The organism is Pseudomonas glycinis (genome assembly GCF_054871425.1).
The window spans coordinates 266,947-291,678 of sequence record NZ_JBTYHF010000009.1; the positions used below are offsets into that span (position 1 = coordinate 266,947).

The window sequence follows — 24,732 nt, forward strand, 5'->3', positions numbered from 1 at the left end:
GCTCGCTCCCACAGTTCAATCCCGTTTCCCCTGTGGGAGCGAGCCTGCTCGCGAATGGCCGGCCCTGCACCCCAAAATCATGCTTCAGGTCCGCGACTCCTGCGGCACCTCACCCGCAACCACCGCCCCCTCCTCCTGCCGCTTCGGCAATAACACCTGCTGTGGATAAGTCTGCGCAAAATGCACATTCGGTGTGTTATCCACAAGCTTCTTCAAGCGCTGGTTGAACGCGCGGCTCACCGCATATTGCCCACCGGACACCGTGCGGAATTGCGCCGTCAAGACCACGCCGTTGAGATCCATTTTGTCCACGCCAAACACATCCAGCGGCCCTTGCAGGTTGTACTTGAGGAACGGGTCTTCGCGGATCGAATCGCCGGCCTCGCGGATCAGCTCGATGGCTCTGTCGACATCGGTGTCGTAAGTGAACTGCACCGAGAAGAATGCGAAGGCGAACTGGCGTGATTGGTTGGTCACAGCCTTGATCTGGCCGAACGGCACCGAGTGCACAAAACCCTTGCCGTCACGCAGGCGCAGGGTGCGGATGGTCAAACCTTCCACGGTGCCGGCGTGGCCGGAATCAAGCACCACCCAGTCGCCGATCGACAGGGTGTCTTCGATGATGATGAACAGCCCGGTGATGACGTCCTGCACCAATTGCTGCGAACCGAAACCGATCGCCAGACCGACCACCCCCGCACCGGCCAACAGAGGCGCAACGTTGATCCCCAGATTGGCCATGGTGGTAATCGCGCAGATCACCACGAGGATGATTTTGATCGCATTGCGCAGCAGCGGCAGGATGGTTTTCACCCGCGTGCTCGGCTGGCGTGCCGCGCGTTTGCTCAGCGGTGGTTTCAGCGCTTCCTGAATCGCCGTGTCGAGCACCACCCACAGCAGCCACGTCACCAGGAAGATCAGACCGATGCTGCTCAAGGCATTGCTGATCGCTCGACCGACGGTGCTGCTCTGGGCGAAATCGAGCAACGACACGCCCCAGATCCGCCCGAGAATATCGATGAACACAATCGCCATGACAATCCGCAGCAACGCATGCAACAGGCTGAGAAAACGTTCCTTGTAGGCACTGCTGCGCTGGATCGCCTCGGCCTTGCGCGACTTGAACAGGTGCTGCAACACCGTGCTGAGAAACACCGTGGCGATCAGCAGCACGGTAGTGAACAAGGCGCAGCGCAGGGCTTTCTGATTGTCCTCGCCAATGCCGATCAGGCTGACTGCCGAGACCAGCACCATCAGCACGATCGGCCAGTACCACAACCCGGAAAATATCCGCAGCGACTCCTGCAGCGACGGTTGTTTCAAACGCTGGCTGAGCGGGCGATTGCGGATCAGATGTGCCACCGGCCGGCGCAGGCGAATCACCAGCAAACCGAAAATCACCGAGGCGATCAGCCCGGTGAACACGGCGATGCTGCTGGTGATATTGCCGCCCAATTGTCGGGCGATCTGCGGGCTGGTCAGGGCATCACTGAGGGCGGCGAGAAAGCCGATCAGGAACAGCGGTCGCGGGCAGTATTCACGGATGATTCGCGCGGCGGCGCGCTTGTGGCCGACGTTGAACATCACCACCACGCACAACAACATCGACGTGGAAAAAATGCCGCTGCTGGTGGCGTAGGCCAGACACAGCGCCAGCGCGCGCCCCACCGAAGCTTGCAGAAAGTGGCTGACATACAGCGTCAGCGGCAGGCAGATCAGCGCCGGCACGGTGTAAGGCAGCACGTAACCGAGCAGATCCTGACTGCGCTGACGGGTGCGCAACCAGCGGCCCTCACGCAGACGCTTGGCCAACAGACTGCCGAGCACGGTCAGCAGGGCGAAACTGCCCAGCCAGACTCCCGACAACGTGAGGAAATCCCCGGCCACGCTCCAGCCCGAGCGGTTCGACGGTTGCTTGACCAGCCTGTCGACCTCATCCGCCGCACGGTCGGCGCGCAGCCGCCAGGCATCGACCAGGTGTTCGTTGAGATCGAGTTTTTCCTGCACATCGTCGATGCTCGTACTGATCGCCCCGAGCAGACCGCCCTGCACCAGCGGTTCCGGTTCGGCAGGTTTTTCCGCCGTATCGGCGGCAGCCGGAACGCCCGGCAGCGCAACGGCTTGCGATGTGTTGACGCCCAAGCACAGCAGCGCTCCCAGCAGAATGGCGATCCTGAAATTGCGCAAAGCTCCGATCTCCCGTGGCTGACCCTGGTAAGGAACTGATCGGTAATTGCGCGGCAAGTTCAAGAGCCCCCTCACCCCAGCCCTCTCCCCCAGGAGAGGGAGCCGACCGAGTTGCATGACCAAAATCACCAACTGCACGTCTTGAGTCGAACTCAAGTCCTGAAGACCATGAAGATCTGCTCCCTTCCCCCTCGCCCCCTTGGGGGAGAGGGTTGGGGTGAGGGGGTAAGCTCTTGATCTTCGCTTCACCCGCGACCGTCCGTAACTCCACAGAAACTTTCCCGCCCCCACCGCAGTCATCACAGAACATCGGCAACACGAGGACTTTCTACGGGAGGATGGGATGGCGACGATTCACATCGGTATTTCAGGCTGGCGCTACGCCCCGTGGCGCGGGGATTTCTACCCGAAGGGACTGGCGCAGAAGCGCGAATTGCAGTTCGCCTCCCGCGCGGTCAACAGCATTGAAATCAATGGATCGTTCTACGCTCTGCAACGCCCCGAACGTTACGCCCAGTGGTATGCCGAAACCCCTGATGACTTCGTCTTCAGCGTCAAGGCACCGCGCTTCATCACCCACGTGCGCCGTTTGCGCGAAATCGAAAAACCGCTGGCGAATTTCTTTGCCTCGGGCGTGCTGGAGCTGAAGGAAAAACTCGGGCCGATCCTCTGGCAGTTTCCGCCAAACTTCAAATTCGACGCCGAGCGTTTCGACCAGTTTCTCGCGCAACTGCCCCACGACACCCAAGCCGCAGCAGCCCTCGCCCGCCAGCACGATTCGCATCTGCCCGGCCACGCCAGCGTCAAAGCCTGGAGTAAAAAGCCGTTGCGCCATGCCGTGGAAATTCGTCACGAGAGTTTTATCGACCCGGAGTTCGTACGCCTGCTCAAGCGCCATAACACCGCGCTGGTGGTCGCCGACACCGCCGGCAAATGGCCGTACCGCGAAGACCTCACCAGCGACTTTGTCTATCTACGCCTGCACGGCGCTGAAGAGCTCTACGCCAGCGGTTATTCCGAACAAGCGCTCAAGCGCTGGGCCGAGCGCATCGACGCCTGGCATCACGGTAAACAGCCTGAGGATGCACACCTGATAGCGCCACGCCTGAAACCCCGCGCCCGCAAATCCCGCGAAGTGTTCTGCTACTTCGACAACGACATCAAAGTCCGCGCGCCCTACGACGCACGCAACCTCTTGCAGCGCTTCGACCTCGATAAAGACCTCGCCACGACTCCCGGGCAAGTTGCCGCAGAAGGAGTTCTGTCATGAGCATTCCCGAACCGGTCGGTTTTACCGACGAAGGCTCCGTGGTTGCGCCCTCGGTGCGCACCTTCACCGTACTGACGGTCAACACCCACAAGGGCTTCACCGCGCTGAACCGGCGTTTCATTCTGCCGGAGCTGCGTGAAGCGGTGCGCAGTGTCGCCGCCGACGTGGTGTTTCTGCAGGAAGTCCACGGCACGCACGAGCAGCATCCGAAACGCTACGACAACTGGCCGACGATGCCGCAATACGAATTTCTCGCCGACAGCCTCTGGCCGCAATTCGCCTACGGGCGCAACGCGGTGTACCCGGCGGGCGATCACGGCAATGCGCTGCTGTCGAAATTCCAGATCATCCGCCACGACAACCTCGATGTGTCGATCAGCGGCCATGAAAACCGCGGCCTGTTGCATTGCGTGCTGCGCCTGCCTGGCGACGGCACCGAAGTGCATGCGATCTGCGTGCATCTGGGCCTGCGCGAGAGCCACCGCAACGCGCAACTGGATCTGCTGATGCAACGTCTCGCCGAATTGCCCGCCGACGCCCCGGTGATCGTCGCTGGCGATTTCAACGACTGGCGCCAGCGTGCCGATGCGCAGCTCAAGCCCTGTGGCCTGCGCGAAGTGTTCGCCGAGCAGTACGGCAAGCCGGCGCGCAGTTTTCCCGCGCGGTTGCCAGCGCTACGACTCGACCGCATCTACGTACGCAACCTCAAGGCCAGCCGGCCGAAAGTTTTGACCAACCGGCCCTGGTCCCACCTTTCCGACCACGCACCGTTATCGGTGGAGATTGAACTATGAACAGTGCGCCACTGGAAAAATCTGCCGTCGACCCGGTCCCGTTGAACCCGCCCGTGCGCGAGCCCGGCCACGTTGACGTCGAGTATCAATGGCACAGCAACAACCGCGTAGAGCTGCTGGAGAACGGCGAGGAATATTTCCCCCGCGTGTTCGAAGCGATGCGCGCAGCCAAGAGCGAAATCCTGCTGGAGACCTTCATCGTTTTCGAAGACAAGGTCGGTGCCGAGTTGCAGCAAATCCTCATCGAAGCCGCCCAGCGTGGCGTGCGCACCACGGTCAGCCTCGACGGCTTCGGCTGTGGCGAGCTGAGCACCGGCTATCTGTCGGCCTTGAGCGATGCCGGCGTGCACTTGCAAATCTTCGATCCGGCGCCCAAGCACCTGGGCATCCGCACCAACTGGTTCCGCCGCTTGCACCGCAAGATCGTGGTGGTCGACGGCTTGATCGCGTTCATCGGCGGGATCAACTTTTCCGGCGATCACTTGGCCGACTTCGGCCCTGAAGCCAAGCAGGATTACTCGGTGGAGATCCAGGGCCCGGTGGTCGCCGATATCCATCACTTCGCCCTGCTGCAAAGCGGTCGTCCCGGACGCGCGCGGTTCTGGTGGCAGCGCCGGCGCCAGCGTCTGGAGGAAATGGCCTTCACCGACCACGACGGCCAGGTGCGCCTGGTGTTCCGCGATAACGATCAACACAACACCGATATCGAAGACGTGTATTTGCAGGTGCTGCGCAAGGCCAAGCGCCGGGTAATCATAGCCAACGCCTACTTCTTTCCCGGCTACCGTTTGCTGCGCGAAATCCGCAACGCCGCCCGCCGTGGCGTCGAGGTGCGGCTGATCCTGCAGGGCCAGCCGGACATGCTCGTGGCGAAACTGGCGGCGCGCATGACCTACGATTATCTGCTGCGTGCCGGCGTGCAGATCCACGAATACTGCCAGCGCCCGCTGCACGGCAAGGTCGCGCTGGTCGACGATGACTGGAGCACCGTGGGCTCGAGCAATCTCGACCCGCTGAGCCTGTCGCTGAATCTGGAAGCCAACGTGCTGATCCGCGATCGAGCGTTCAATCAGCACCTGTACGAACGCCTCGAAGACCTCAGCCAGAACCACTGCAAAGCCATGGACGCCAAACTCTTGCCGCGTGGGCGCATCTGGCACATGACCGTGGGTTTTCTGGTGTTCCACTTCCTGCGGCACTTTCCGGCCATGGCCGGTTGGCTGCCGGCGCATAAACCGCGTCTGAAGCCTTTCCGAGGTGCGCGTCCATGAGTCATTCCGAAGTGCACTCCGATAGCCATTCGGCACAAGCGGCGCCGTCGAAATGGAGCCGCTGGAAACGTCCGCTGACCATCCTGTTTTTCCTCGCGCTGATCGTCCTGCTGACGATGTTCGCCACCCGCATCGAATGGGCCGAGGTGCTGGAGACCCTCGCCGATTTCAAGGTGCGCACGCTGATCATCGCCGCCAGCCTGACCCTGCTGAGTTTTCTGGTGTACGCCAGTTTCGACCTGATCGGCCGCACCTACATTCGTCAGGACCTGACCTGGAAGCAGATCCTGCCGGTGGGCATCATCAGCTACGCCTTCAACCTCAATCTCAGCGCCTGGGTCGGCGGCATCGCCATGCGCTATCGCCTGTATTCGCGGCTGGGCGTAAGCAAAGGCAACATCGCCAAGATTCTTGGCCTGAGCCTGGCGACCAACTGGTTCGGCTACATGACCATCGCCGGCGTAGTGTTCAGCAGCGGTCTGGTGACGATGCCGCCGGGCTGGAAGCTCAGCAGTTCGGCCTTGCAACTGGTCGGTGTGTTATTGCTGCTGGTCAGCGCCGGCTATCTGGCGGCGTGTCAGTTTTCCAAGCGCCGCGAGTGGTCGATTCGCGGCGTGGAAATCAACCTGCCATCGCTGCGCATGGCGGTGCTGCAATTGCTTTTGGGCGCGTTGAACTGGTCGCTGATGGCGGCGGTGATCTTCACTCTGCTGCCGAGCAAACTGGATTATCCGCTGGTGCTCGGCGTGCTGTTGATCAGCGCGATTGCCGGGGTCATCACGCACATTCCGGCGGGGCTGGGTGTGCTTGAGGCAGTGTTCGTGGCGCTGCTGCAGCACGAGGCATCGCGCGGCAGTCTGGTCGCGGGATTGCTGGCGTATCGGGCGATCTATTTTCTGCTGCCGCTGTTGATTACGGTGGTGATGTATCTGGTGGTGGAAGCCAAGGCCAAGGCGTTGCGGATTGAGAAGAAACCGTCCTGACCAAGCATTGCTGCTGATGGCCCTTTCGCGAGCAGGCTCGCTCCCACATTTGAAATGCGTTCAACCTGTGGGAGCGAGCCTGCTCGCGAAGGGGGCCGGTACACGCGACAGATCATCTGGATTGGATAATGCTCAACCGCTCCCCCACCACCATCTCGGTAATCCAGTCCACCAGAATCGAGGTGTAGGCCTGCTGCGACACCGGGTCACTCAACGCGTGATCCGCGCCATCAATGATCCGGTGGGTCAACGAGTGGGTCTGCTGACAGGCGGCGCGGTAACTCATGATCGTCGCGTGGGGCACGAAATCGTCGGTTTCCGATTCCACCAACAGCACGTCGCCAGTGAATTGCGAGCAGGCATGCAGGGCGCGATTGCTGTCGGCGCGCACCAGCGTGCCGCGATAATCGCGCAGGTCGGCCTTGTCCAGATCGCGTTTAGGCGTGTGCCATTGCTCGTCGCGGTACAGCGCCGGCACGCGCAGCGCCAGCCAGCGCACCGGGCGCAGTGACGTAAGGATCGAGGCCAGATAACCGCCATAACTGGTGCCGACCACGGCGATTGCCGAAGTGTCGAGGGCCGGGTGCGCCAGCAAGCGATCGTAGGCCGCCAGCAAATCACGCAGATTGTCTTCACGGGTCACCCGGGTCAGCGGAATTCCGGTGCCGCCGGTGTGCCCGCGCAGGTCGAAGGTCAGGCACACACAACCCAGGCCGGCGATGCCTTTGGCCCGTTCCAGATCACGCTCCTGACTGCCGCCCCAACCGTGAACAAACAACACCCCCGGGACTTTCGATTTGGGACTGAGAAAAGTCCCGCTCATCTGTTCGTCATCAATGTCGATTTGAATGCTTTCGCTTCTAGCCGTCATAGGATTGGACCGTCACATATTTGAGAAGAAATGCGCTGTTTTCCGCCGGTCCGCGATAGACTTCGATGGCGTCCGCCGGCAGCGCCTGATCGGTATAGGTTTCCACCGACGACACGCGAATCGCGCGCATCTGTGGATCGTTGACGAAGCTTTGCAGCGCCGCCACTTCAGCGCTGCTGGCACCGCCCATGCGCCAGGATTGTTCGAGCACGCCGCTGCGCGGGTTACCGCTGGCGTCGAGGCCCTGGGCGATATCGTAATTGCGCCGCGAGGCGAAGAAGCGCGGGTAGGCTTCGTTGGCGGCGCTGTCGAAGACCTGTGCCTGCTCAATGGCCAGACGCACATCGTCAGGCAGATCCAGCGCGAGCAATTGGTCATAGCCGCCCTGCACCACCAGCAGATTCGAACCGCCGTAGACCTCTTCGCCCTGGCCGTCCTCGGTCAAGTATTGATCACCGCAATAGCTCAACACTTTGCCGCCGATGAACGACTGGCCGACGCTGTGGGTGACGACGTTGCTCAAGTCCTGCTCCAGCACTACGCCGTCCTTGAACAGATTTTGCGACTCGGGCCGCGCGAGGATTTCATCGAACGCGTCGAGGCTCTTGATCACTTCCTGACCGCGACCGGCGCAAGCGTGAACCGGCTTCAAGCGAATCGGCCCGGCGTACAGCAGATGTTCGGCGGCGGGCCGTGCATCTTCCAGGGCAAATACGCTGAGACCGTCGAGCACAACGTTGCGCACCCGCTCCGAAAACAGCGGCGACCAGCCCTGCGGCGCGTGCGCCAGATGACTGCGCAAACCGTGGCTGATGGCTTTGGTGCAGATGAAATCGTATTCGACGTAACCGCCCCACAAGTCATCGGGGCCTTTGATGCCCAGCGCTTGAGCGTGGGCGGCGCCAACGATGGTTTGCGTTGGCAGCAGATACAGCTCGCGGCCCTGATGTTTGGCCGGATCGTAACTGCCGCCGAATTTGCAGCCGAGAATCTGCGCCATCCAACGCGCCAGAGCCTTGTTGGTCTCGACTTCATGTTGCGGCGCCTCGGCACGCACCGAATGGGCCACGACGATTTTGTTGCTGGGTGTCGGGGTCATGCGTTCCCCTTTTATCAGTCGATGGGTTCTCAAAGGAAATTGCAGAGATCAGGCCAAACAACGATCCCGCCGAACCGCCCGATAATCGGGAGTTTGCCGTGAATGTGCTGGCATGAGGCCTGTTTCAAACTGCACGACGGCGCGCAAAACTCCGGCAAATTGCACGATCTCTCATCCTTGCAGAGTTTATTGTGGGAGCGAGCTTGCTCGCGAATGCGGGGTGTCAATCGAAGCTGATATGTCTGACACACTGAATTCGCGAGCAAGCTCGCTCCCACAGGAAGCTCATTGATTCAGCTTACCGCGTCAGACCAAACCGCCCCCGGTACTCACTCGGCCCCAACCCGGTAATCTTCTTGAAGATCGCACGAAACGCGCCCGGATCCTGATAGCCCACCGTCCAGGCAATGTGGTCGATCGTGCCATTGGTGAACTCGAGCATTTCTCGCGCTTTGCCGACCCGCAGGTGCTGGCAATATTCGGTCGGTTTCAAGCCTGTCGCGGCGCGGAATCGGCGCAGGAAAGTGCGCTCTTCAAGGCCCGCGCGCTCGGCCATCGCGTTCAGCGAAACATCCGTCGCCCCGGTGCTTTGCAGCCAGTGCTGAACCTTGAGAATCGCCGCGTCGCCATGACTGAGAATCGGCGCGAAATTGCTCCCGCATTCACTGGCGCTGTCGCTGTGTTCCATCACCAGAAAACGCGCGGTCGCGGTGGCGATGCTCGGGCCGAGCAAGCGATCGACCAGGCGCAGTCCCAGTTCCGACCAGGCCATCAGCCCGGCCGTGGTGATCAGGTCACCGTCGTCGACAATCGGCGTGTCGGCCTTGAGTTTGATCTTCGGGTAACGCTCGGCAAACGCCTGGGCCGAGGTCCAGTGGGTGGTGGCGCTGCGACCGTCGAGCAAGCCGCTTTCAGCGAGCATCAACGAGCCCACACAAACACCACCAAGGGTTGCGCCGCGCGCATGCTGATCGCGCAGCCATTGCGCAAGACTCGCGGTCATCTGCGCCGCATCGAACCCGCCGAGGGACGGCGGAATCAGCACGGCGAGCAAGGCGTCTTCGGCGCCGGGATGACTGTCGTAAACCCGCGTCGGCAACTGCTCGCCCTCGACCTGCCAGTGACTGACCCGCAGCAAGGGCAATTGCACAGCCTGATACTCGGCGGCAATGCGGTTGGCCACCGCGAACAGGTCGGTCAGACCGTGCACCGCCGCCAGTTGCGCGCCGGGGTAAATCAGCACGCCCAGTTCAGCGGTGGCGGCTCTTTGTGCAGCCATTGTCAGTTTTCCCCCGTCTATTGTCGGTGCGGCCAATCCTCGAATCCTCGGCCAGCGTCAATACTGAGGCCACACCCAATCACTGCCTCGAGGACAATCCCATGGCCAAGCAAGCGCTCATCGTAGTCGATATCCAGAACGACTACTTCCCCCAAGGCAAGTGGCCGCTGGTCGGCGCCGACGCCGCTGCGGACAACGCCGCACGGCTGATCGCAGCCTTTCGCGAAACGGGCGATCCGGTGGTGCACATTCGGCATGAATTCACTTCCGACGAGGCACCGTTTTTCACTCCCGGCTCCGAGGGCGCGAAACTGCATCCGAAAGTGCTCAACCATGCCGATGAGCCGGTGGTGCTCAAGCACTTCGTCAACTCGTTCCGTGAAACCGAACTGAAAGCGGTGCTCGACGAACACGGCATCACCGACCTGGTGGTGGTCGGCAGCATGAGCCATATGTGCGTCGATGGCATCACCCGCGCGGCGGCGGACATGGGTTACAGCGTGACCGTGATTCACGATGCCTGCGCCAGCCGTGATCTGGAATTCAACGGCCTGACGGTGCCGGCCGCCCATGTGCACGCAGCATTCATGGCCGCGCTGGGTTTCGCCTATGCCAGCGTGGTATCCACTGACGAGTTCCTCAGCAGCAACGCCTAGCAACAACTGCGCAATCCCCTGGCCCGCCGCGTTGCGGGCCTTTTTGCGTCTGTCACGAAAATCTCACGCGTGAGTCATTGATGGCACTTTGCATTGGTTGTAGTGTGGCCCACGCGTGAGACGCTCATAACCGGATTCCAGCCATGACAAGCCGCACTCGGACGACTGCCGCAGCCAGCCCCAAGGGCGAGCGTGGCAAGACGTCGGCGAAAAAACCATCGAGCTTCTACATGAAGCAGATGCGCGCAGGCCTGGCCGCCGCCGGTTATGTGAAACACGAAACTTGGGTGCTTCCGGAAAACCGAAGCTTGCTCAAGCAAATGGAGCAACAGCTACGCCAACCGATTCTGGCTGGCTCTTTCATGTCGGAGAAATACATGAGCGCAGGCAACAACTGGACCATCGACAGCCTCTTCAATGCCCTCAAGGCGCTGGAAGAGGTGGCTTCCCAAGAGATTTCGCTGTCCCTGATCCAGAGCTCCGAGCCGAGCATCAAGCTGGAAATGAACGAATTCGGCGGCCTGCCGATTCACATCGCCCTGGCCGGTCAGCAGATCATCGTCGACACCGTGCTGGTGGACATCGATTCGATCAGCAACTTCCAGGCGTTCAACGATGCCGTGCTGCGCAGCCGCGAGATGTTCCCGCTGTCGTCGATCGGGATCGAGTCGATGCCGAACGGGCAGACCGTCTACAACATGTTCGGCGCCCTCAGTGCTGATTCGAGCCTGACCAACGTGGTCACCGAGGTGAAAACCCTGGTCGACAACGTGCAGCGCGCCAGCGAAGCCTTCGAACACTTCTTCAAGTAATCAACAGGGAATATCCAATGACTCAGTCCATCTGGAGCAAGTTGTTCACCGCACTGCGCGGCGGCGCCAATGAAGTCGGCGAAGCCATCGCCGACCAGCAGGCCCTGCGCATCCTCGATCAGGAAATCCGCGACGCCGACACCGCGCTGTCCAATGCCCGCCGCGAACTGGTGACGATCATGGCCAAGCACAAACTGGCCGCCGACCGCGTCAGCGAATACGACGCCAAGATCAAGGACCTCGAAGCCAAGGCTGTGGCCGCGTTGAACGCCGGCCGCGAAGACCTGGCGCTGGAAGTGGCCGAAGCGATTTCGACCCTGACCAACGACCTCGCTGCCGAGAAGAAACTCAGCGATGAATTCGGCGCCTACGCCGACAACATGCGCAAAGACATCAGCAAAGCCGAATCGCGGATCAAGAGCCTGCGCCAGCAAGTGGACATGGCCAAGGCCCGCGATAGCGTGCAGAAAGCCCAGGTCAGCGCCTCGATTGCCAGCGGCGGCGCCAACGGCAAACTGGAAACTGCGGTCGGCACCCTGAACCGCCTGCAAGCCAAGCAGCAGCAACGCGCTGCCGAACTGAACGCCGCAGACGAACTGGCCGACGCCTCCACCGGCAACGATCTGGAACGCAAACTGCGCGACGCCGGCATCACGCCGAACGAAGGCAGCGCCAATGCGATCCTTGAGCGGCTGAAGCAGAAGTCCGCGCAGTAATGACTGAACGGTAACTTGTGGGAGCGAGCCTGCTCGCGAAAGCGTCGTGACAGTCAAATAATCGAGTGACTGACACAACCCATTCGCGAGCAGGCTCGCTCCCACATGGTTTCACGGCGTAATTGCCTCTGCTCGTTCACCGCTTCGCCCGGTACACTACCGCCACTTTTTCACCCCCGAACACCTCCACCCGCTTCAAGGAACGTACCCATGGGATGGTTTAAAGACTTGCTCGGCACCAGCAATTGGCAGACCGCTGCGCCAACGAGCACTGGCGCCAGCGGCCCGCTGGGCATGGCACAAGGCAAAGGCGTGCGCTTCGACACGACCCTGGCATTGCTGCTGGAAGGCTCGACTTCGGTGCGGGTGCCATTCGATCAAGCGGTGTGGAGCGCCGGTTGGGTCGATCTCGGTCAGTCCAACAAACTGCACCGTTATTACATGAATGACGAGGATTTCTGGGTGCAGATCCACGTCACCGGCGACGATCAGGTCGAGTCGGTCACCCTGTTCAATTACCTCAGCTACGTAACGGTCAACAGTGACGCCGAACTGCAGCGTCTGGCCGGCCCGAACAGCCTGATCGGTCTGCCGACCTACCACCACGACGGTGTTGAATACACCCGCGAATGGGGCACCGAACTGCATCAGACCGAACTGGTGCCAATGACCGAACACGTGGTCAACCCGGACGAGTCCTACACCATCAAGCACCACGCCATGCTGTATGCCCGCGACACCGGCCTGACCGATCGCCGCGAACTGCTGCTGTTCTCCGTCGAACAGGACGAAGAAGGCACCGTCAGCCTGAGCACCTCGCTGGGCATCTCGCTGTACACGACTGATTTGAGCGCCATTTAAAAAAGGAAGTTTTTCATGCTGGAAGTCTTGGCCGTTTCCCTGAACAAAACCGCGCTGGTCGGTTTTGTCGTCTACCTGATCGGCGCCGTGTTGCTGTTCATGCTGTTTCAATTCGTCTACACGCGCATTACCGCGCACAAGGAATTCGAACTGATCCGTGCCGGCAACACTGCCGCCGCCATTGCCCTGTCCGGGGCGATCATCGGTTTCGCGATTCCGGCGAGCAACGTGATCGCCTACTCGGTCAACGTGCTCGACTTCGTCCTCTGGGCGGTCATCGCCGCCGTCGTGCAATTGCTGGCGTTTGTCGCTACCGGGCTGGTGCTCAAGGGCACTTCCCAGCGCATCGCCAACGGCGAAGTCGCCGCCGGCATCTATGTCGCCGCCGTGGCGATCAGCGTCGGCATGCTCAATGCCGCGTGCATGACCCCGTCCCACTGACCGGCAGGAAGCCTCTCGATGAAACGCAGCAAATACGTGCAATTGTCCCTCGCCGCGTCGGTGGCGATGGCGATTTCCGGTGAAGCAGCGGCGATGGATCAGCCGCGCAACTTCCAAAGCGTTGAACAGTGTGTCGACGCCGAAGTGGCCGCCGATCTCTGCTCCAGCGCCTACGTCGCCGCCCTGAACGAACACCGGCGCATCGCCCCGCCCTACACCGACAAGGCCAAGTGCGACGCAGACTTTGCCGCTGGCTGGTGTCAGAAAAATTCCGATGGCCGTTTCGTGCCGAAACTCGGCGGCTTCAAAGTGCCGGGCAATGCCGAGACGCCGCAGGATCTCGATGCCATCGCCAATTCGCAAATGCCGGCGGGCGACTCCACCACTAGCAGCAGCGCAAGCCACGGCGGCTCGCACTATTCCGGTGGCTCAGGTGGCGGCGGCAATGGCTGGCTGACCGGCTGGCTGATCGGCAACGCAATGAGCAACAACGCCGAACGCACCGTTTACCGTGATCGCGAAACGCGCCAGCCGTACAACACCTCAACGCAGTACCGCCGAGCTGACACGACCTCGCGCAGCCAGTCGGATTACGAGAGCAGCAAGAGCAAGCCGGTGAATGTTGCGTCGTCGACTTCGCGCGGCGGCTTCGGCAGCCAGTCCAGCGCCCGCAGCGGTTGGGGTGGCTGGGGCAGCAGTTCCGGACGCTCGAGCAGCTGACATGAAAAAGATCCACTGCGCCGAGCGCCCCGACTGGAAACACACCGCCGAAAGCCTCGGTTTCCTGTTCCACACCATCGACGACGAACCGTACTGGGACGAAAGCGCCTACTACCAGTTCAGCCTCGCGCAAATCGAAAACGATCTGGAAGACCCGACCACCGAACTGCATGAGATGTGCATGGACCTAGTGGATCGCGTGGTCAACAGCGAGGAGTTGCTCGATCGCCTCAGCATCCCGGCGGCGTACTACGACATGATCCGCACCTCCTGGCGCGAGGGTCATCCGCATCTGTACGGTCGCATGGACTTTTCCTACAGCGGCAACGGGCCGGCGAAACTGTTGGAGCTCAACTACGACACGCCGACCAGCCTCTATGAAGCGGCGGCGTTTCAGTGGGGCTGGCTGGAGCAATGCATCGAGCGTGGCACGCTGCCGCCGCATGCTGACCAGTTCAACAGCATCGACACCAAGCTGCATCAGGCCTTCGCCGAATTGCAGTTGAAGCGGCCGTTCTACTTTGCCTCGATGAAGGACTCGGTCGAGGACAAAGGCACCACCGACTATCTGCGGCTGATCGCGGAAAAGGTCGGCATCGAATCACGCCACATCGATATCGAAGACATCGGCCTGACGGCTGAGGGTCGTTTCGTCGATCTGCAGGATCGCTGGATCCCGCACCTGTTCAAGCTGCACGCCTGGGAGTTCATCTTCCACGAACCGTTCGGCGCGGCAATCGCCGAGTGCGATACGCAATTTTTCGAACCGGCGTGGAAGGCGATCCTGTCGAACAAAGGTGCGCTGCCGCTGCTGTGGGAAATGCACAAGGGACATCCGAATCTGCTCGCCGCGCACCTTGATCCGAATCCGCAGAGTGCCGTGCCGAAGGGCTGGGTGCGCAAGCCGTACTTCTCCCGCGAAGGCGCCAACATCGAACTGCAAACGGCGGAAGGTCTGATCGTCAAAGAGGACGGGCCTTACACCGATGCGCCGTTCATCCTGCAGGAGTTCGCGCCGCTGCCGAAGTTTGGCGACAGCTACACGCTGATTGGCTCGTGGGTGATTGGTGATGAGGCGGCAGGGATTGGTGTGCGCGAGGACAATAGTCTGATCACCAAGGATTCAAGTCGCTTCCTGCCGCATCTGATTCTGGATTAAGACGAAGTTACCTTGTGGGAGCGAGCCTGCTCGCGAAAGCGTCCTGTCAGTTACAGGTGCATCGACTGATCTGACGCATTCGCGAGCAGGCTCGCTCCCACAGGAAATTGCGAGTAGCCAGGAATTTCCTGAACAAAAAAGGCCCGTCGTTTAAGCGACGGGCCTTTTTCATTTAAGACGGTTACAGCGGTAAATCAGAACGGAATATCGTCATCGAAGCTGTCGAAATCCGGAGCTGGTTGCGGTGCGGCCTGCTGAGGCGCCGGAGCCGAACGCTGCTGTGGAGCCGACTGCTGCGGGCGCGGTGCCTGCTGACGTGGCGCCTGCTGCTGGTAGTTGTTGCCGCCGCCTTGCTGATCGCCCTGTTGTGGACGGCCGCCGAGCAGTTGCATGGTGCCTTGCATGTCGACCACGATTTCAGTGGTGTAACGCTTGATACCGTCCTTTTCCCACTCGCGGGTCTGCAGCTTGCCTTCGATGTACACCTGCGAACCCTTGCGCAGGTATTCACCGGCGATCTCGGCCACCTTGCCGAACATCGATACGCGGTGCCATTCGGTCTTCTCGACCTTCTGACCGGTCTGCTTGTCGGTCCATTGTTCGCTGGTGGCCAGACTCAGGTTGGTCACGGCGTTACCGTTAGGCAGGTAGCGAACTTCGGGATCCTGGCCGCAAGTGCCGACCAATATGACTTTGTTAACCCCACGGGCCATAACGTTCTCCTAAGCGTCGCACGCAGCCCCGGCCGGGTTGTTGACCAGGCGTTCGAGGGTGCTGCGATCCACTAATTCTTTGTCCAGTTTGATGTAAACAGCCGCCTCTTCGGCGACTATCACTGCATCTGTTACCCCTACCAGGGCCTTGAGGCGCTCGACCAGACCCGCTTCGCGGATCGCTTCGGGCGACAACGGCAAGCGCAGGCTCGTCACGTAGGGAGGTTCGCGCATGGTAACAGCAAAGGCCAGCCAAAGTGCAGCCAGCGCGGCGCATCCGAGGAACACAACCGACAGACCGCCATGCTGGAACAACCAGCCGCCGAGTATCCCGCCGAGTGCCGAACCGAGGAACTGGCTGGTGGAGTACACGCCCATGGCCGTGCCCTTGCCGCCTGCCGGTGAAACCTTGCTGATCAGCGACGGCAACGATGCCTCGAGCAGATTGAACGCGGTGAAAAACACCACCGTACCGATCACCAGAGCACGCAGGCTGTCGCCGAACTGCCAGAAGAATAGTTCAGTCAGCATCAATGTCATGACGGCGCCGAGCAAAACTCGTTTCATTTTGCGTTTCTTCTCGCCGTAGATAATGAACGGGATCATGGCGAAGAACGAAATCAGCAGCGCGGTGAGGTAGACCCACCAGTGCTGTTCCTTGGGCAGACCGGCTTTTTCCACCAGTGCCAGCGGCAAGGCGACGAAGCTCGACATCAACATGGCATGTAACACAAAGATGCCCAGATCCAGGCGCAGCAGGTCCGGGTGCTTGAGCGTCGGCATCAGTGCCTGCCGGGCCACGCCGGATTCCCGGTGCTGCAACGGCCCGGTGGACTGCGGCACCATGAACATGATGATCAGGATGCCGACCAGCGCCATGGCGCCAGTGGCGAGGAACAGCCCGGACAGCCCGAACGCACTGGTCAGTAACGGCCCGACCACCATGGCCACGGCGAACGACAGGCCGATGGTCATGCCGATCATCGCCATGGCTTTGGTCCGATGCTGCTCGCGAGTCAGGTCGGAAAGCAGCGCCATCACCGCTGCGGAAATCGCCCCGGCGCCTTGCAGGATCCGCCCGGCGATCACACCCCAGATCGAATCGGCCTGGGAAGCCAGAACACTGCCGAGAGCGAAGACGATCAGGCCGAGGTAGATCACCGGCCGGCGACCGATGCGGTCGGAAATGATCCCGAACGGAATCTGGAAGATTGCCTGGGTCAGACCGTAAGCGCCAATCGCCAGCCCGATCAGGGCCGGGGTCGCTCCCGCCAGATCCATGCCATAGGTCGCCAGCACCGGCAACACCATGAACATGCCAAGCATACGGAAGGCGAACACCAGGGCCAGACCGCTCGCCGCGCGGGTCTCGCTGCCACTCATGCGTTCGCTGTGGGGATCGTGCATGGAAAAACCTCGTGTGAACCGGCGGCGATTCTACCAGTCCCATCGGAAGACGGGGTATATCGCGACGCTATGACGCGTATAGATGAAACTCTCTTCATGAACGGCAAAACGCCCTTCGTTTGATAGTGTGCATCCATCCAGTATTTGCCCGTATACTCCTACGTTTTCGACGCCCGCCAAGCGAGGCCACTTTGGACAAGATCCTGATACGTGGGGCCCGTACCCACAACCTGAAGAACATCGACCTGACCCTGCCACGGGACAAACTGATCGTCATCACCGGCCTGTCCGGATCCGGCAAGTCGTCCCTGGCGTTCGACACGCTGTATGCCGAAGGTCAGCGCCGCTATGTCGAATCGCTGTCGGCCTATGCCCGGCAGTTCCTGTCGATGATGGAGAAACCCGACGTCGACACCATCGAAGGCCTGTCGCCGGCGATCTCCATCGAACAGAAGTCGACCTCGCACAACCCGCGCTCCACGGTCGGCACCATCACCGAAATCTACGACTACCTGCGCTTGCTCTATGCCCGCGTGGGTACGCCGCGTTGCCCGGATCACGACATTCCACTGGAGGCGCAGACCGTCAGCCAGATGGTCGATCTGGTGCTGGCGCAGCCGGAAGGCAGCAAACTGATGTTGCTGGCACCGGTGATCCGCGAACGCAAAGGCGAACACCTGTCTGTCTTCGAAGAATTGCGTGCGCAGGGTTTCGTCCGCGCCCGGGTCAACGGACGCATTTGCGAGCTCGACGAGCTGCCGAAGCTGGATAAACAGAAGAAGCATTCGATCGATGTGATCGTCGACCGCTTCAAGGTTCGCGCCGATCTGCAGCAACGTCTGGCCGAGTCTTTCGAGACCGCGCTGAAACTTGCCGACGGCATTGCCCTGGTGGCGCCGATGGACGACGAGCCTGGCGAAGAAATGATCTTCTCCGCACGCTTCGCCTGCCCGATCTGCGGCCACGCAATCAGCGAACTGGAGCCCAAGCTGTTTTCCTTCAACAACCCGGCCGGCGCCTGCCCGACCTGCGATGGCCTGGGTGTGAAGCAGTTCTTCGACATCAAGCGTCTGGTCAATGGCGAGCTGACCCTGGCCGAAGGTGCAATACGCGGCTGGGACCGGCGCAACGTCTATTACTTCCAGATGCTCGGCTCACTCGCCTCGCACTACAAGTTCAGCCTGGACAAGCCCTTCAACGAGCTGAGCGCCGAGCAGCAGAAGTTCATCCTGCATGGCAGCGGCTCGCAGAACGTCGACTTCAAATACCTCAACGACCGTGGCGACATCGTCAAACGCTCGCACCCGTTCGAAGGCATCGTGCCGAATCTTGAGCGTCGCTATCGCGAAACCGAATCGGCGAGCGTGCGCGAAGAGCTGGCCAAATTCCTCAGCCATCAGGCCTGCCCGGATTGCCGTGGCACACGTCTGCGCCGCGAAGCACGGCACGTCTGGGTCGGCGAGAAAACCTTGCCGGCCGTGACCAATCTGCCGATCGGCGATGCCTGCGAATACTTCGGTGCGCTGAAGATGACCGGTCGCCGCGGCGAGATCGCCGACAAGATCCTCAAGGAAATCCGCGAGCGTCTGCAATTTCTGGTCAACGTCGGTCTCGACTATCTGTCGCTGGATCGCAGTGCCGACACATTGTCCGGTGGCGAGGCGCAACGGATTCGTCTGGCCAGCCAGATTGGCGCGGGCCTGGTCGGCGTTCTGTATATCCTCGATGAACCATCCATTGGTCTGCATCAGCGCGACAACGATCGGCTGCTTGGCACGCTCAAGCATTTGCGCGATATCGGCAACACGGTGATTGTGGTCGAGCACGATGAAGACGCGATTCGTCTGGCTGACTATGTCGTCGATATCGGCCCGGGCGCCGGTGTGCACGGCGGGCGGATCGTTGCCGAAGGCACGCCGGACGAAGTCATGGCGCACCCGGATTCGCTGACCGGCAAATACCTGTCCGGCCGGGTGAAGATCGAAGTGCCGGCCAAACGCACGCCGCGCAACAAGAAGCTCAACCTGTCGCTCAAAGGTGCGCGTGGCAACAACCTGCGCAACGTCGATCTGGACATCCCGATCGGCCTGCTGACTTGCGTGACTGGCGTATCCGGTTCGGGCAAATCGACCCTGATCAACAACACGCTGTTCCCGCTCAGCGCCACTGCACTGAATGGCGCGACCACGCTGGAAGCGGCTGCGCATGACAGCATCAAAGGCCTGGAACATCTCGACAAAGTCGTCGACATCGACCAGAGCCCCATCGGCCGTACGCCGCGCTCCAACCCGGCGACCTACACCGGGCTGTTCACGCCGATCCGCGAACTGTTTGCCGGCGTGCCCGAGTCACGCTCCCGTGGTTACGGCCCGGGGCGTTTCTCGTTCAACGTCAAGGGCGGTCGCTGCGAAGCGTGCCAGGGCGATGGCCTGATCAAGGTGGAAATGCACTTCCTGCCGGACATCTACGTGCCCTGCGATGTGTGCAAGAGCAAGCGCTACAACCGCGAAACCCTTGAGATCAAATACAAGGGCAAGAGCATCCATGAAACCCTCGAAATGACCATCGAGGAAGCACGGGAGTTCTTCGATGCGGTGCCGGCACTGGCGCGCAAGCTGCAAACGCTGATGGATGTCGGCCTGTCCTACATCAAGCTCGGGCAGTCGGCGACGACCCTGTCCGGCGGTGAAGCACAGCGGGTCAAGTTGTCGCGCGAGCTGTCCAAACGCGATACGGGCAAAACCCTGTATATCCTCGATGAGCCAACCACCGGCCTGCACTTCGCCGATATCCAGCAGTTACTCGATGTTCTGCATCGTCTGCGCGATCACGGCAACACCGTGGTGGTGATCGAGCATAACCTCGATGTGATCAAGACCGCTGACTGGTTGGTGGACCTCGGTCCTGAAGGCGGTTCCAAGGGCGGGCAGATCATTGCCACCGGTACGCCGGAGGAAGTTGCCGAGATGAAGCAATCTCACACCGGCCATTACCTCAAGCCGCTGCTGATCCGCGATCGGGCTTAACTGCCAGGCATGAAAAAGCCCCTGTCACCGTTGAAGTGACAGGGGCTTTTTTGTAGCCGTGCAATCAGGACGCGTGGGATTGCAGGTAGTTCTCGAGACCGATCAGCTTGATCAGGCCCAGCTGCTTTTCCAGCCAGTAGGTGTGATCTTCTTCGGTGTCGTTGAGCTGAACCCGCAGAATTTCGCGGCTGACATAGTCCTTGTGTTGCTCGCAAAGTTCGATGCCTTTGCACAGCGCAGCGCGGACTTTGTATTCGAGGCGCAGATCAGCTTCGAGCATCGTAGGCACCGTGGTGCCGACATCCAGATCATCCGGACGCATGCGCGGCGTGCCTTCGAGCATCAGAATCCGCCGCATCAACGCATCGGCGTGGCCGGCTTCTTCTTCCATCTCGTGGTTGATGCGCTCGTAGAGCTTGGTGAACCCCCAGTCCTCATACATCCGCGAATGAACGAAATATTGGTCACGCGCGGCCAGTTCGCCGGTCAGCAACGTATTGAGGTAATCGATTACATCTGGGTGGCCTTGCATCGCCCTACATCTCCCTTCCTGAAAGTCTGTAGTTTGAACCAACCTGACCGGAAGGTCACTCACCGCGCGCAATAAAAGCGAAGATATTCTGAGAAAAGCGGGCCAAATAACGCAAAAACCGCCCAAATGAGGGCGGTTCTGCTTCTCGTTTAGACTACGTTAAGCTGTCAGTTGAGCAGCTTTGCGATTGCTTCTCCATACGCAGGATCGGCTTTGTAGAAATGCTGCAACTGACGATCGACGACGTCGCTGGAAACGCCCGCCATTGCGCCGGCAATGTTGCTGACCAGCAATGCTTTCTGCTCGTCGCTCATCAAGCGGAACAAGGCACCGGCATGGCTGTAGTAGTCGGTGTCTTCGCGGTGATCATAACGATCAGCGGCACCGCTCAAGGCCAGCGCTGGCTCCGCGTAATGCGGCGCTTGCTTCGGTGACTCAACGTAGCTGTTCGGTTCATAGTTCGGCGCCGCGCCGCCATTGCTGCCGAACGCCATGGAGCCGTCACGCTGATAAGTATTCACCGGACTGCGCGGAGCGTTCACCGGCAATTGCTGGTGATTGGTGCCCACACGGTAGCGGTGCGCGTCAGCGTATGCGAATACACGGCCTTGCAGCATGCGGTCTGGCGACAGACCGACGCCTGGCACCATGTTGCTCGGGCCAAACGCCGCCTGTTCAACTTCAGCGAAGTAGTTCAACGGGTTGCGATTCAACTCCAGCTCACCAACTTCGATCAACGGAAACTCCTTCTGCGACCAAGTCTTGGTCACGTCGAATGGATTCTCGTAATGAGCCGCCGCTTGCGCTTCGGTCATGATCTGAATGCACACGCGCCATTTCGGGAATTCACCGCGCTCGATGGCCTCGAACAGGTCACGCTGCGCATAGTCCGGGTCGGTACCGGCCAAACGGGCGGCCTCGGCTGGCGCCAGGTTCTTGATGCCCTGCTGGGTCTTGTAGTGCCACTTCACCCAGTGACGCTCACCTTTGGCGTTGATCAGGCTGTAGGTGTGGCTACCGAAGCCGTGCATGTGACGGTAGCCGTCAGGGATGCCACGATCAGAAAACAGGATGGTGACCTGGTGCAGCGCCTCAGGCGAATGCGACCAGAAATCCCACATCATCTGCGCGCTTTTCAGGTTGCTTTGCGGCAGACGCTTTTGCGTGTGGATAAAGTCAGGAAATTTCAGAGGATCGCGGATGAAGAACACTGGCGTGTTGTTGCCGACGATGTCCCAATTGCCTTCCTCGGTGTAGAACTTCAAGGCGAAGCCGCGCGGATCGCGCTCAGTGTCGGCCGAACCACGCTCGCCACCTACGGTGGAAAAGCGCAGAAAGGTTGGCGTTTGTTTGCCTACCGATTCGAACAACTTTGCACTGGTGTATTCGGTGATGTCACGGGTGACGGTGAACGTACCGTAAGCGCCCGAGCCCTTAGCGTGGACACGGCGTTCTGGAATGTTTTCACGGTTGAAGTGCGCAAGTTTTTCGATCAGATGGAAATCGTCGAGAAGCAGCGGACCGCGTGGGCCGGCGGAACGGGAATTCTGGTTGTCAGCGACTGGCGCGCCACTGGCGGTTGTAAGCGTCTTGGTCTGGCTCATGCGGTCTTCTTCCTCTGTCAGTCTTGAACTGCCGGCTAATGGGCTTGGCGGGAAGTATTGATCATCGACGTTACAGCTACAAATTCATTAACTTGCAGGCATCGATAGATAATTACTAATTATGTTTTCCCGGCACATAGTGGCAGTTCAACCACGTCAGAAACTTGTACGGACGGCGCATTTCTTACAGGCACAAAAAACCGGGCACTAGGCCCGGTTCTTTGTTTCAGACTGACGTCTTACTCGGCGGATACAGCTTCGCCAGCAGTAGCACGATCAACCAACTCGACGTACGCCATAGGCGCGTTGTCGCCAGCGCGGAAACCGCACTTGAGGATGCGCAGGTAGCCACCCTCACGGGTAGCGTAACGCTTGCCCAGGTCGTTGAAGAGCTTACCAACGATAGCTTTCGAACGAGTACGGTCGAAAGCCAGACGGCGGTTAGCCAGGCTGTCTGTCTTGGCCAGAGTGATCAGCGGCTCGGCAACGCGGCGCAGTTCTTTGGCTTTTGGCAGAGTAGTTTTGATCAGCTCGTGCTCGAACAGCGACACCGCCATGTTTTGGAACATGGCCTTGCGGTGCGAGCTGGTGCGGCTCAGGTGACGACCACTTTTACGATGACGCATGGTTCATTCCTTACCAAACACTACGTTCGGTGATTACGACGATCAGGCAGTCGCCTTGTCGTCCTTCTTAAGACTTGCAGGCGGCCAGTTGTCGAGGCGCATGCCGAGGGACAGACCGCGGGAGGCCAGAACGTCCTTGATTTCAGTCAAGGATTTCTTGCCCAGGTTCGGAGTCTTCAACAGCTCTACTTCGGTACGCTGAATCAGGTCGCCGATGTAGTAGATGTTTTCCGCCTTAAGGCAGTTAGCCGAACGTACAGTCAGTTCCAGATCGTCAACCGGGCGAAGCAGGATCGGATCGATCTCGTCTTCCTGCTCGACAACCAGCGGCTCACTTTCACCTTTGAGGTCGACGAACGCAGCCAGCTGCTGTTGCAGGATGGTTGCAGCGCGACGGATAGCCTCTTCAGGATCCAGGGTACCGTTGGTTTCCAGATCAATAACCAGCTTGTCCAGGTTGGTACGCTGTTCGACACGGGCGTTTTCCACCACGTAAGCGATACGGCGAACCGGGCTGAACGAAGAGTCAAGCTGCAAGCGACCGATGCTGCGGCTTTCGTCTTCATCGCTCTGACGCGAGTCGGCTGGTTCATAACCACGACCACGAGCTACGGTGAGCTTCATGTTCAGGGCGCCGTTAGACGCCAGGTTAGCGATTACGTGATCGGGATTAACGATCTCGACATCATGATCCAGCTGAATATCGGCAGCGGTAACCACCCCCGAACCCTTCTTCGACAAGGTCAGCGTAACTTCGTCACGACCGTGCAGCTTGATGGCCAGACCTTTAAGGTTCAACAGGATTTCAATTACGTCTTCCTGTACACCTTCGATGGCGCTGTACTCGTGGAGCACACCGTCAATCTCGGCCTCGACTACTGCGCAGCCGGGCATTGAGGACAACAGGATGCGGCGCAGCGCGTTGCCCAGGGTGTGGCCAAAACCACGCTCGAGAGGCTCGAGAGTGATCTTGGCGCGGGTTGGACTGACAACCTGCACATCAATGTGGCGGGGTGTCAGGAACTCATTTACCGAAATCTGCATGGATGCACCTATTTTCTAGCCCTTACTTGGAGTAGAGCTCGACAATCAGGCTTTCGTTGATGTCGGCGGACAGATCACTGCGAGCAGGAACGTTCTTGAAAACGCCCGACTTCTTCTCAGTGTCTACTTCTACCCATTCTACGCGGCCACGTTGGGCACACAGATCGAGAGCTTGGACAATGCGAAGTTGGTTTTTTGCTTTCTCGCGAACTGCAACCACGTCACCAGCACGAACCTGATACGACGGAACGTTTACGGTCTGACCGTTTACGCTGATCGACTTGTGCGATACCAGCTGGCGGGATTCGGCACGAGTCGAACCAAAGCCCATACGGTATACAACGTTGTCCAGACGGCATTCGAGCAGTTGCAGCAGGTTTTCACCGGTTGCACCTTTCTTGCCAGCAGCTTCTTTGTAGTAGCCGCTGAACTGACGCTCGAGAACGCCGTAGATACGACGGACCTTCTGCTTTTCACGCAGTTGGGTGCCGTAGTCGGACTGGCGACCGCGGCGTTGGCCGTGGATACCAGGTGCTGCTTCAATGTTGCACTTCGATTCGATCGCGCGCACGCCGCTCTTCAGGAAGAGATCGGTGCCTTCGCGACGAGCGAGTTTGCATTTTGGACCAATGTAACGAGCCATTCTTTACAATCTCCTGGA

General features: G+C 60.0%; 23 protein-coding genes. 12 read left to right on the plus strand and 11 right to left on the minus strand.

The annotated features are described in order from the left end of the window. Positions 1–84 precede the first annotated feature (84 nt). Entirely contained in the window at positions 85–2,187 is a 2,103-nt protein-coding gene (locus ACYSTU_RS21925; RefSeq protein WP_499001580.1) for a mechanosensitive ion channel domain-containing protein, read from the minus strand. A 343-nt stretch (positions 2,188–2,530) separates the two neighbouring features. Between ACYSTU_RS21925 and ACYSTU_RS21930 the strand changes: the two genes are divergently transcribed. Genes ACYSTU_RS21930 through ACYSTU_RS21945 form a run of 4 tightly spaced genes read left to right on the plus strand, consistent with a single transcriptional unit; the run spans position 2,531 to position 6,505 of the window. Further along, positions 2,531–3,457 (plus strand): DUF72 domain-containing protein, encoded by a 927-nt coding sequence (locus ACYSTU_RS21930; RefSeq protein ID WP_281875807.1) that lies wholly within the window; start codon positions 2,531–2,533, stop codon positions 3,455–3,457. Further along, the gene (locus ACYSTU_RS21935; RefSeq protein ID WP_056790768.1) at positions 3,454–4,251 is read left to right on the plus strand and encodes an endonuclease/exonuclease/phosphatase family protein; all 798 of its coding nucleotides are present in this window, start codon (positions 3,454–3,456) and stop codon (positions 4,249–4,251) included. The genes ACYSTU_RS21930 and ACYSTU_RS21935 overlap by 4 nt, the downstream gene beginning before the upstream one ends. Beyond that, positions 4,248–5,522 (plus strand): cardiolipin synthase ClsB, encoded by a 1,275-nt coding sequence (gene clsB / locus ACYSTU_RS21940; RefSeq protein WP_016772961.1) that lies wholly within the window; start codon positions 4,248–4,250, stop codon positions 5,520–5,522. The genes ACYSTU_RS21935 and clsB overlap by 4 nt, the downstream gene beginning before the upstream one ends. Next, the gene (locus ACYSTU_RS21945) at positions 5,519–6,505 is read left to right on the plus strand and encodes a lysylphosphatidylglycerol synthase domain-containing protein (protein WP_024014510.1); all 987 of its coding nucleotides are present in this window, start codon (positions 5,519–5,521) and stop codon (positions 6,503–6,505) included. Before clsB ends, ACYSTU_RS21945 begins: the two co-directional genes overlap by 4 nt. Before the next feature lie 112 nt (positions 6,506–6,617). On the opposite strand, the gene ACYSTU_RS21950 is transcribed toward ACYSTU_RS21945, so the two are convergent. The 3 genes from ACYSTU_RS21950 to ACYSTU_RS21960 all read right to left on the minus strand — a co-directional run bounded on the left by ACYSTU_RS21950 (position 6,618) and on the right by ACYSTU_RS21960 (position 9,754). Next, on the minus strand, positions 6,618–7,376 hold the full coding sequence (locus ACYSTU_RS21950) for an alpha/beta hydrolase family protein (protein WP_016772959.1): 759 nt from the start codon (positions 7,374–7,376) through the stop codon (positions 6,618–6,620). Then, entirely contained in the window at positions 7,366–8,475 is a 1,110-nt protein-coding gene (locus ACYSTU_RS21955) for a DUF3182 family protein (RefSeq protein ID WP_499001586.1), read from the minus strand. The genes ACYSTU_RS21950 and ACYSTU_RS21955 overlap by 11 nt, the downstream gene beginning before the upstream one ends. Positions 8,476–8,773: 298 nt before the next feature. Further along, positions 8,774–9,754, minus strand: a complete 981-nt coding sequence (locus ACYSTU_RS21960) for a GlxA family transcriptional regulator (protein ID WP_273528457.1) — start codon at positions 9,752–9,754, stop codon at positions 8,774–8,776. 101 nt (positions 9,755–9,855) lie between these two features. Between ACYSTU_RS21960 and ACYSTU_RS21965 the strand changes: the two genes are divergently transcribed. From ACYSTU_RS21965 to ACYSTU_RS21995, 7 genes are all read left to right on the plus strand, one after another. Continuing rightward, positions 9,856–10,410, plus strand: coding sequence for a cysteine hydrolase family protein (locus ACYSTU_RS21965; protein ID WP_123443237.1), 555 nt, complete (start codon positions 9,856–9,858; stop codon positions 10,408–10,410). A gap of 230 nt (positions 10,411–10,640) precedes the next feature. After that, complete coding sequence (locus tag ACYSTU_RS21970) at positions 10,641–11,222, plus strand: YjfI family protein (protein WP_499001629.1); 582 nt, start codon at positions 10,641–10,643, stop codon at positions 11,220–11,222. 17 nt (positions 11,223–11,239) lie between these two features. Continuing rightward, the gene (locus tag ACYSTU_RS21975) at positions 11,240–11,938 is read left to right on the plus strand and encodes a PspA/IM30 family protein (RefSeq protein ID WP_016772954.1); all 699 of its coding nucleotides are present in this window, start codon (positions 11,240–11,242) and stop codon (positions 11,936–11,938) included. A gap of 210 nt (positions 11,939–12,148) precedes the next feature. Next, positions 12,149–12,799, plus strand: coding sequence for a DUF2491 family protein (locus ACYSTU_RS21980; protein ID WP_024014515.1), 651 nt, complete (start codon positions 12,149–12,151; stop codon positions 12,797–12,799). Between the two features lie 15 nt (positions 12,800–12,814). After that, complete coding sequence (locus ACYSTU_RS21985; RefSeq protein ID WP_016772952.1) at positions 12,815–13,240, plus strand: DUF350 domain-containing protein; 426 nt, start codon at positions 12,815–12,817, stop codon at positions 13,238–13,240. A gap of 18 nt (positions 13,241–13,258) precedes the next feature. Further along, the gene (locus tag ACYSTU_RS21990) at positions 13,259–13,960 is read left to right on the plus strand and encodes a DUF1190 domain-containing protein (RefSeq protein ID WP_499001592.1); all 702 of its coding nucleotides are present in this window, start codon (positions 13,259–13,261) and stop codon (positions 13,958–13,960) included. Position 13,961: 1 nt separating this feature from the next. Then, complete coding sequence (locus ACYSTU_RS21995; RefSeq protein WP_499001594.1) at positions 13,962–15,119, plus strand: glutathionylspermidine synthase family protein; 1,158 nt, start codon at positions 13,962–13,964, stop codon at positions 15,117–15,119. Positions 15,120–15,313: 194 nt separating this feature from the next. Here the strand turns inward: ACYSTU_RS21995 and ACYSTU_RS22000 are convergent, their stop codons facing one another. Beyond that, positions 15,314–15,832 carry a single-stranded DNA-binding protein gene (locus ACYSTU_RS22000; protein WP_003228709.1) on the minus strand — a complete coding sequence of 173 codons (519 nt, stop codon included), beginning with the start codon at positions 15,830–15,832 and terminating at the stop codon, positions 15,314–15,316. 9 nt (positions 15,833–15,841) lie between these two features. Continuing rightward, complete coding sequence (locus tag ACYSTU_RS22005; protein WP_122747494.1) at positions 15,842–17,239, minus strand: MFS transporter; 1,398 nt, start codon at positions 17,237–17,239, stop codon at positions 15,842–15,844. Between the two features lie 191 nt (positions 17,240–17,430). Here ACYSTU_RS22005 and uvrA point away from each other — a divergent pair, with 191 nt between their 5' ends. After that, positions 17,431–20,265, plus strand: coding sequence for an excinuclease ABC subunit UvrA (uvrA, locus tag ACYSTU_RS22010; RefSeq protein WP_016772948.1), 2,835 nt, complete (start codon positions 17,431–17,433; stop codon positions 20,263–20,265). Between the two features lie 64 nt (positions 20,266–20,329). On the opposite strand, the gene bfr is transcribed toward uvrA, so the two are convergent. The 5 genes from bfr to rpsD form a co-directional block, all read right to left on the minus strand. Continuing rightward, positions 20,330–20,797, minus strand: coding sequence for a bacterioferritin (gene bfr, locus ACYSTU_RS22015; RefSeq protein ID WP_016772947.1), 468 nt, complete (start codon positions 20,795–20,797; stop codon positions 20,330–20,332). Positions 20,798–20,964: 167 nt separating this feature from the next. Further along, the gene (locus ACYSTU_RS22020) at positions 20,965–22,401 is read right to left on the minus strand and encodes a catalase (protein WP_024014520.1); all 1,437 of its coding nucleotides are present in this window, start codon (positions 22,399–22,401) and stop codon (positions 20,965–20,967) included. Positions 22,402–22,640: 239 nt separating this feature from the next. Next, entirely contained in the window at positions 22,641–23,027 is a 387-nt protein-coding gene (gene rplQ / locus ACYSTU_RS22025) for a 50S ribosomal protein L17 (RefSeq protein ID WP_003176402.1), read from the minus strand. 42 nt (positions 23,028–23,069) lie between these two features. Beyond that, positions 23,070–24,071, minus strand: a complete 1,002-nt coding sequence (locus ACYSTU_RS22030) for a DNA-directed RNA polymerase subunit alpha (protein WP_016772946.1) — start codon at positions 24,069–24,071, stop codon at positions 23,070–23,072. Positions 24,072–24,093: 22 nt separating this feature from the next. After that, a complete protein-coding gene (rpsD, locus tag ACYSTU_RS22035; RefSeq protein WP_003176404.1) occupies positions 24,094–24,714 on the minus strand; it encodes a 30S ribosomal protein S4 in 621 nt (206 codons plus the stop codon). Between the last annotated feature and the right edge of the window lie 18 nt (positions 24,715–24,732).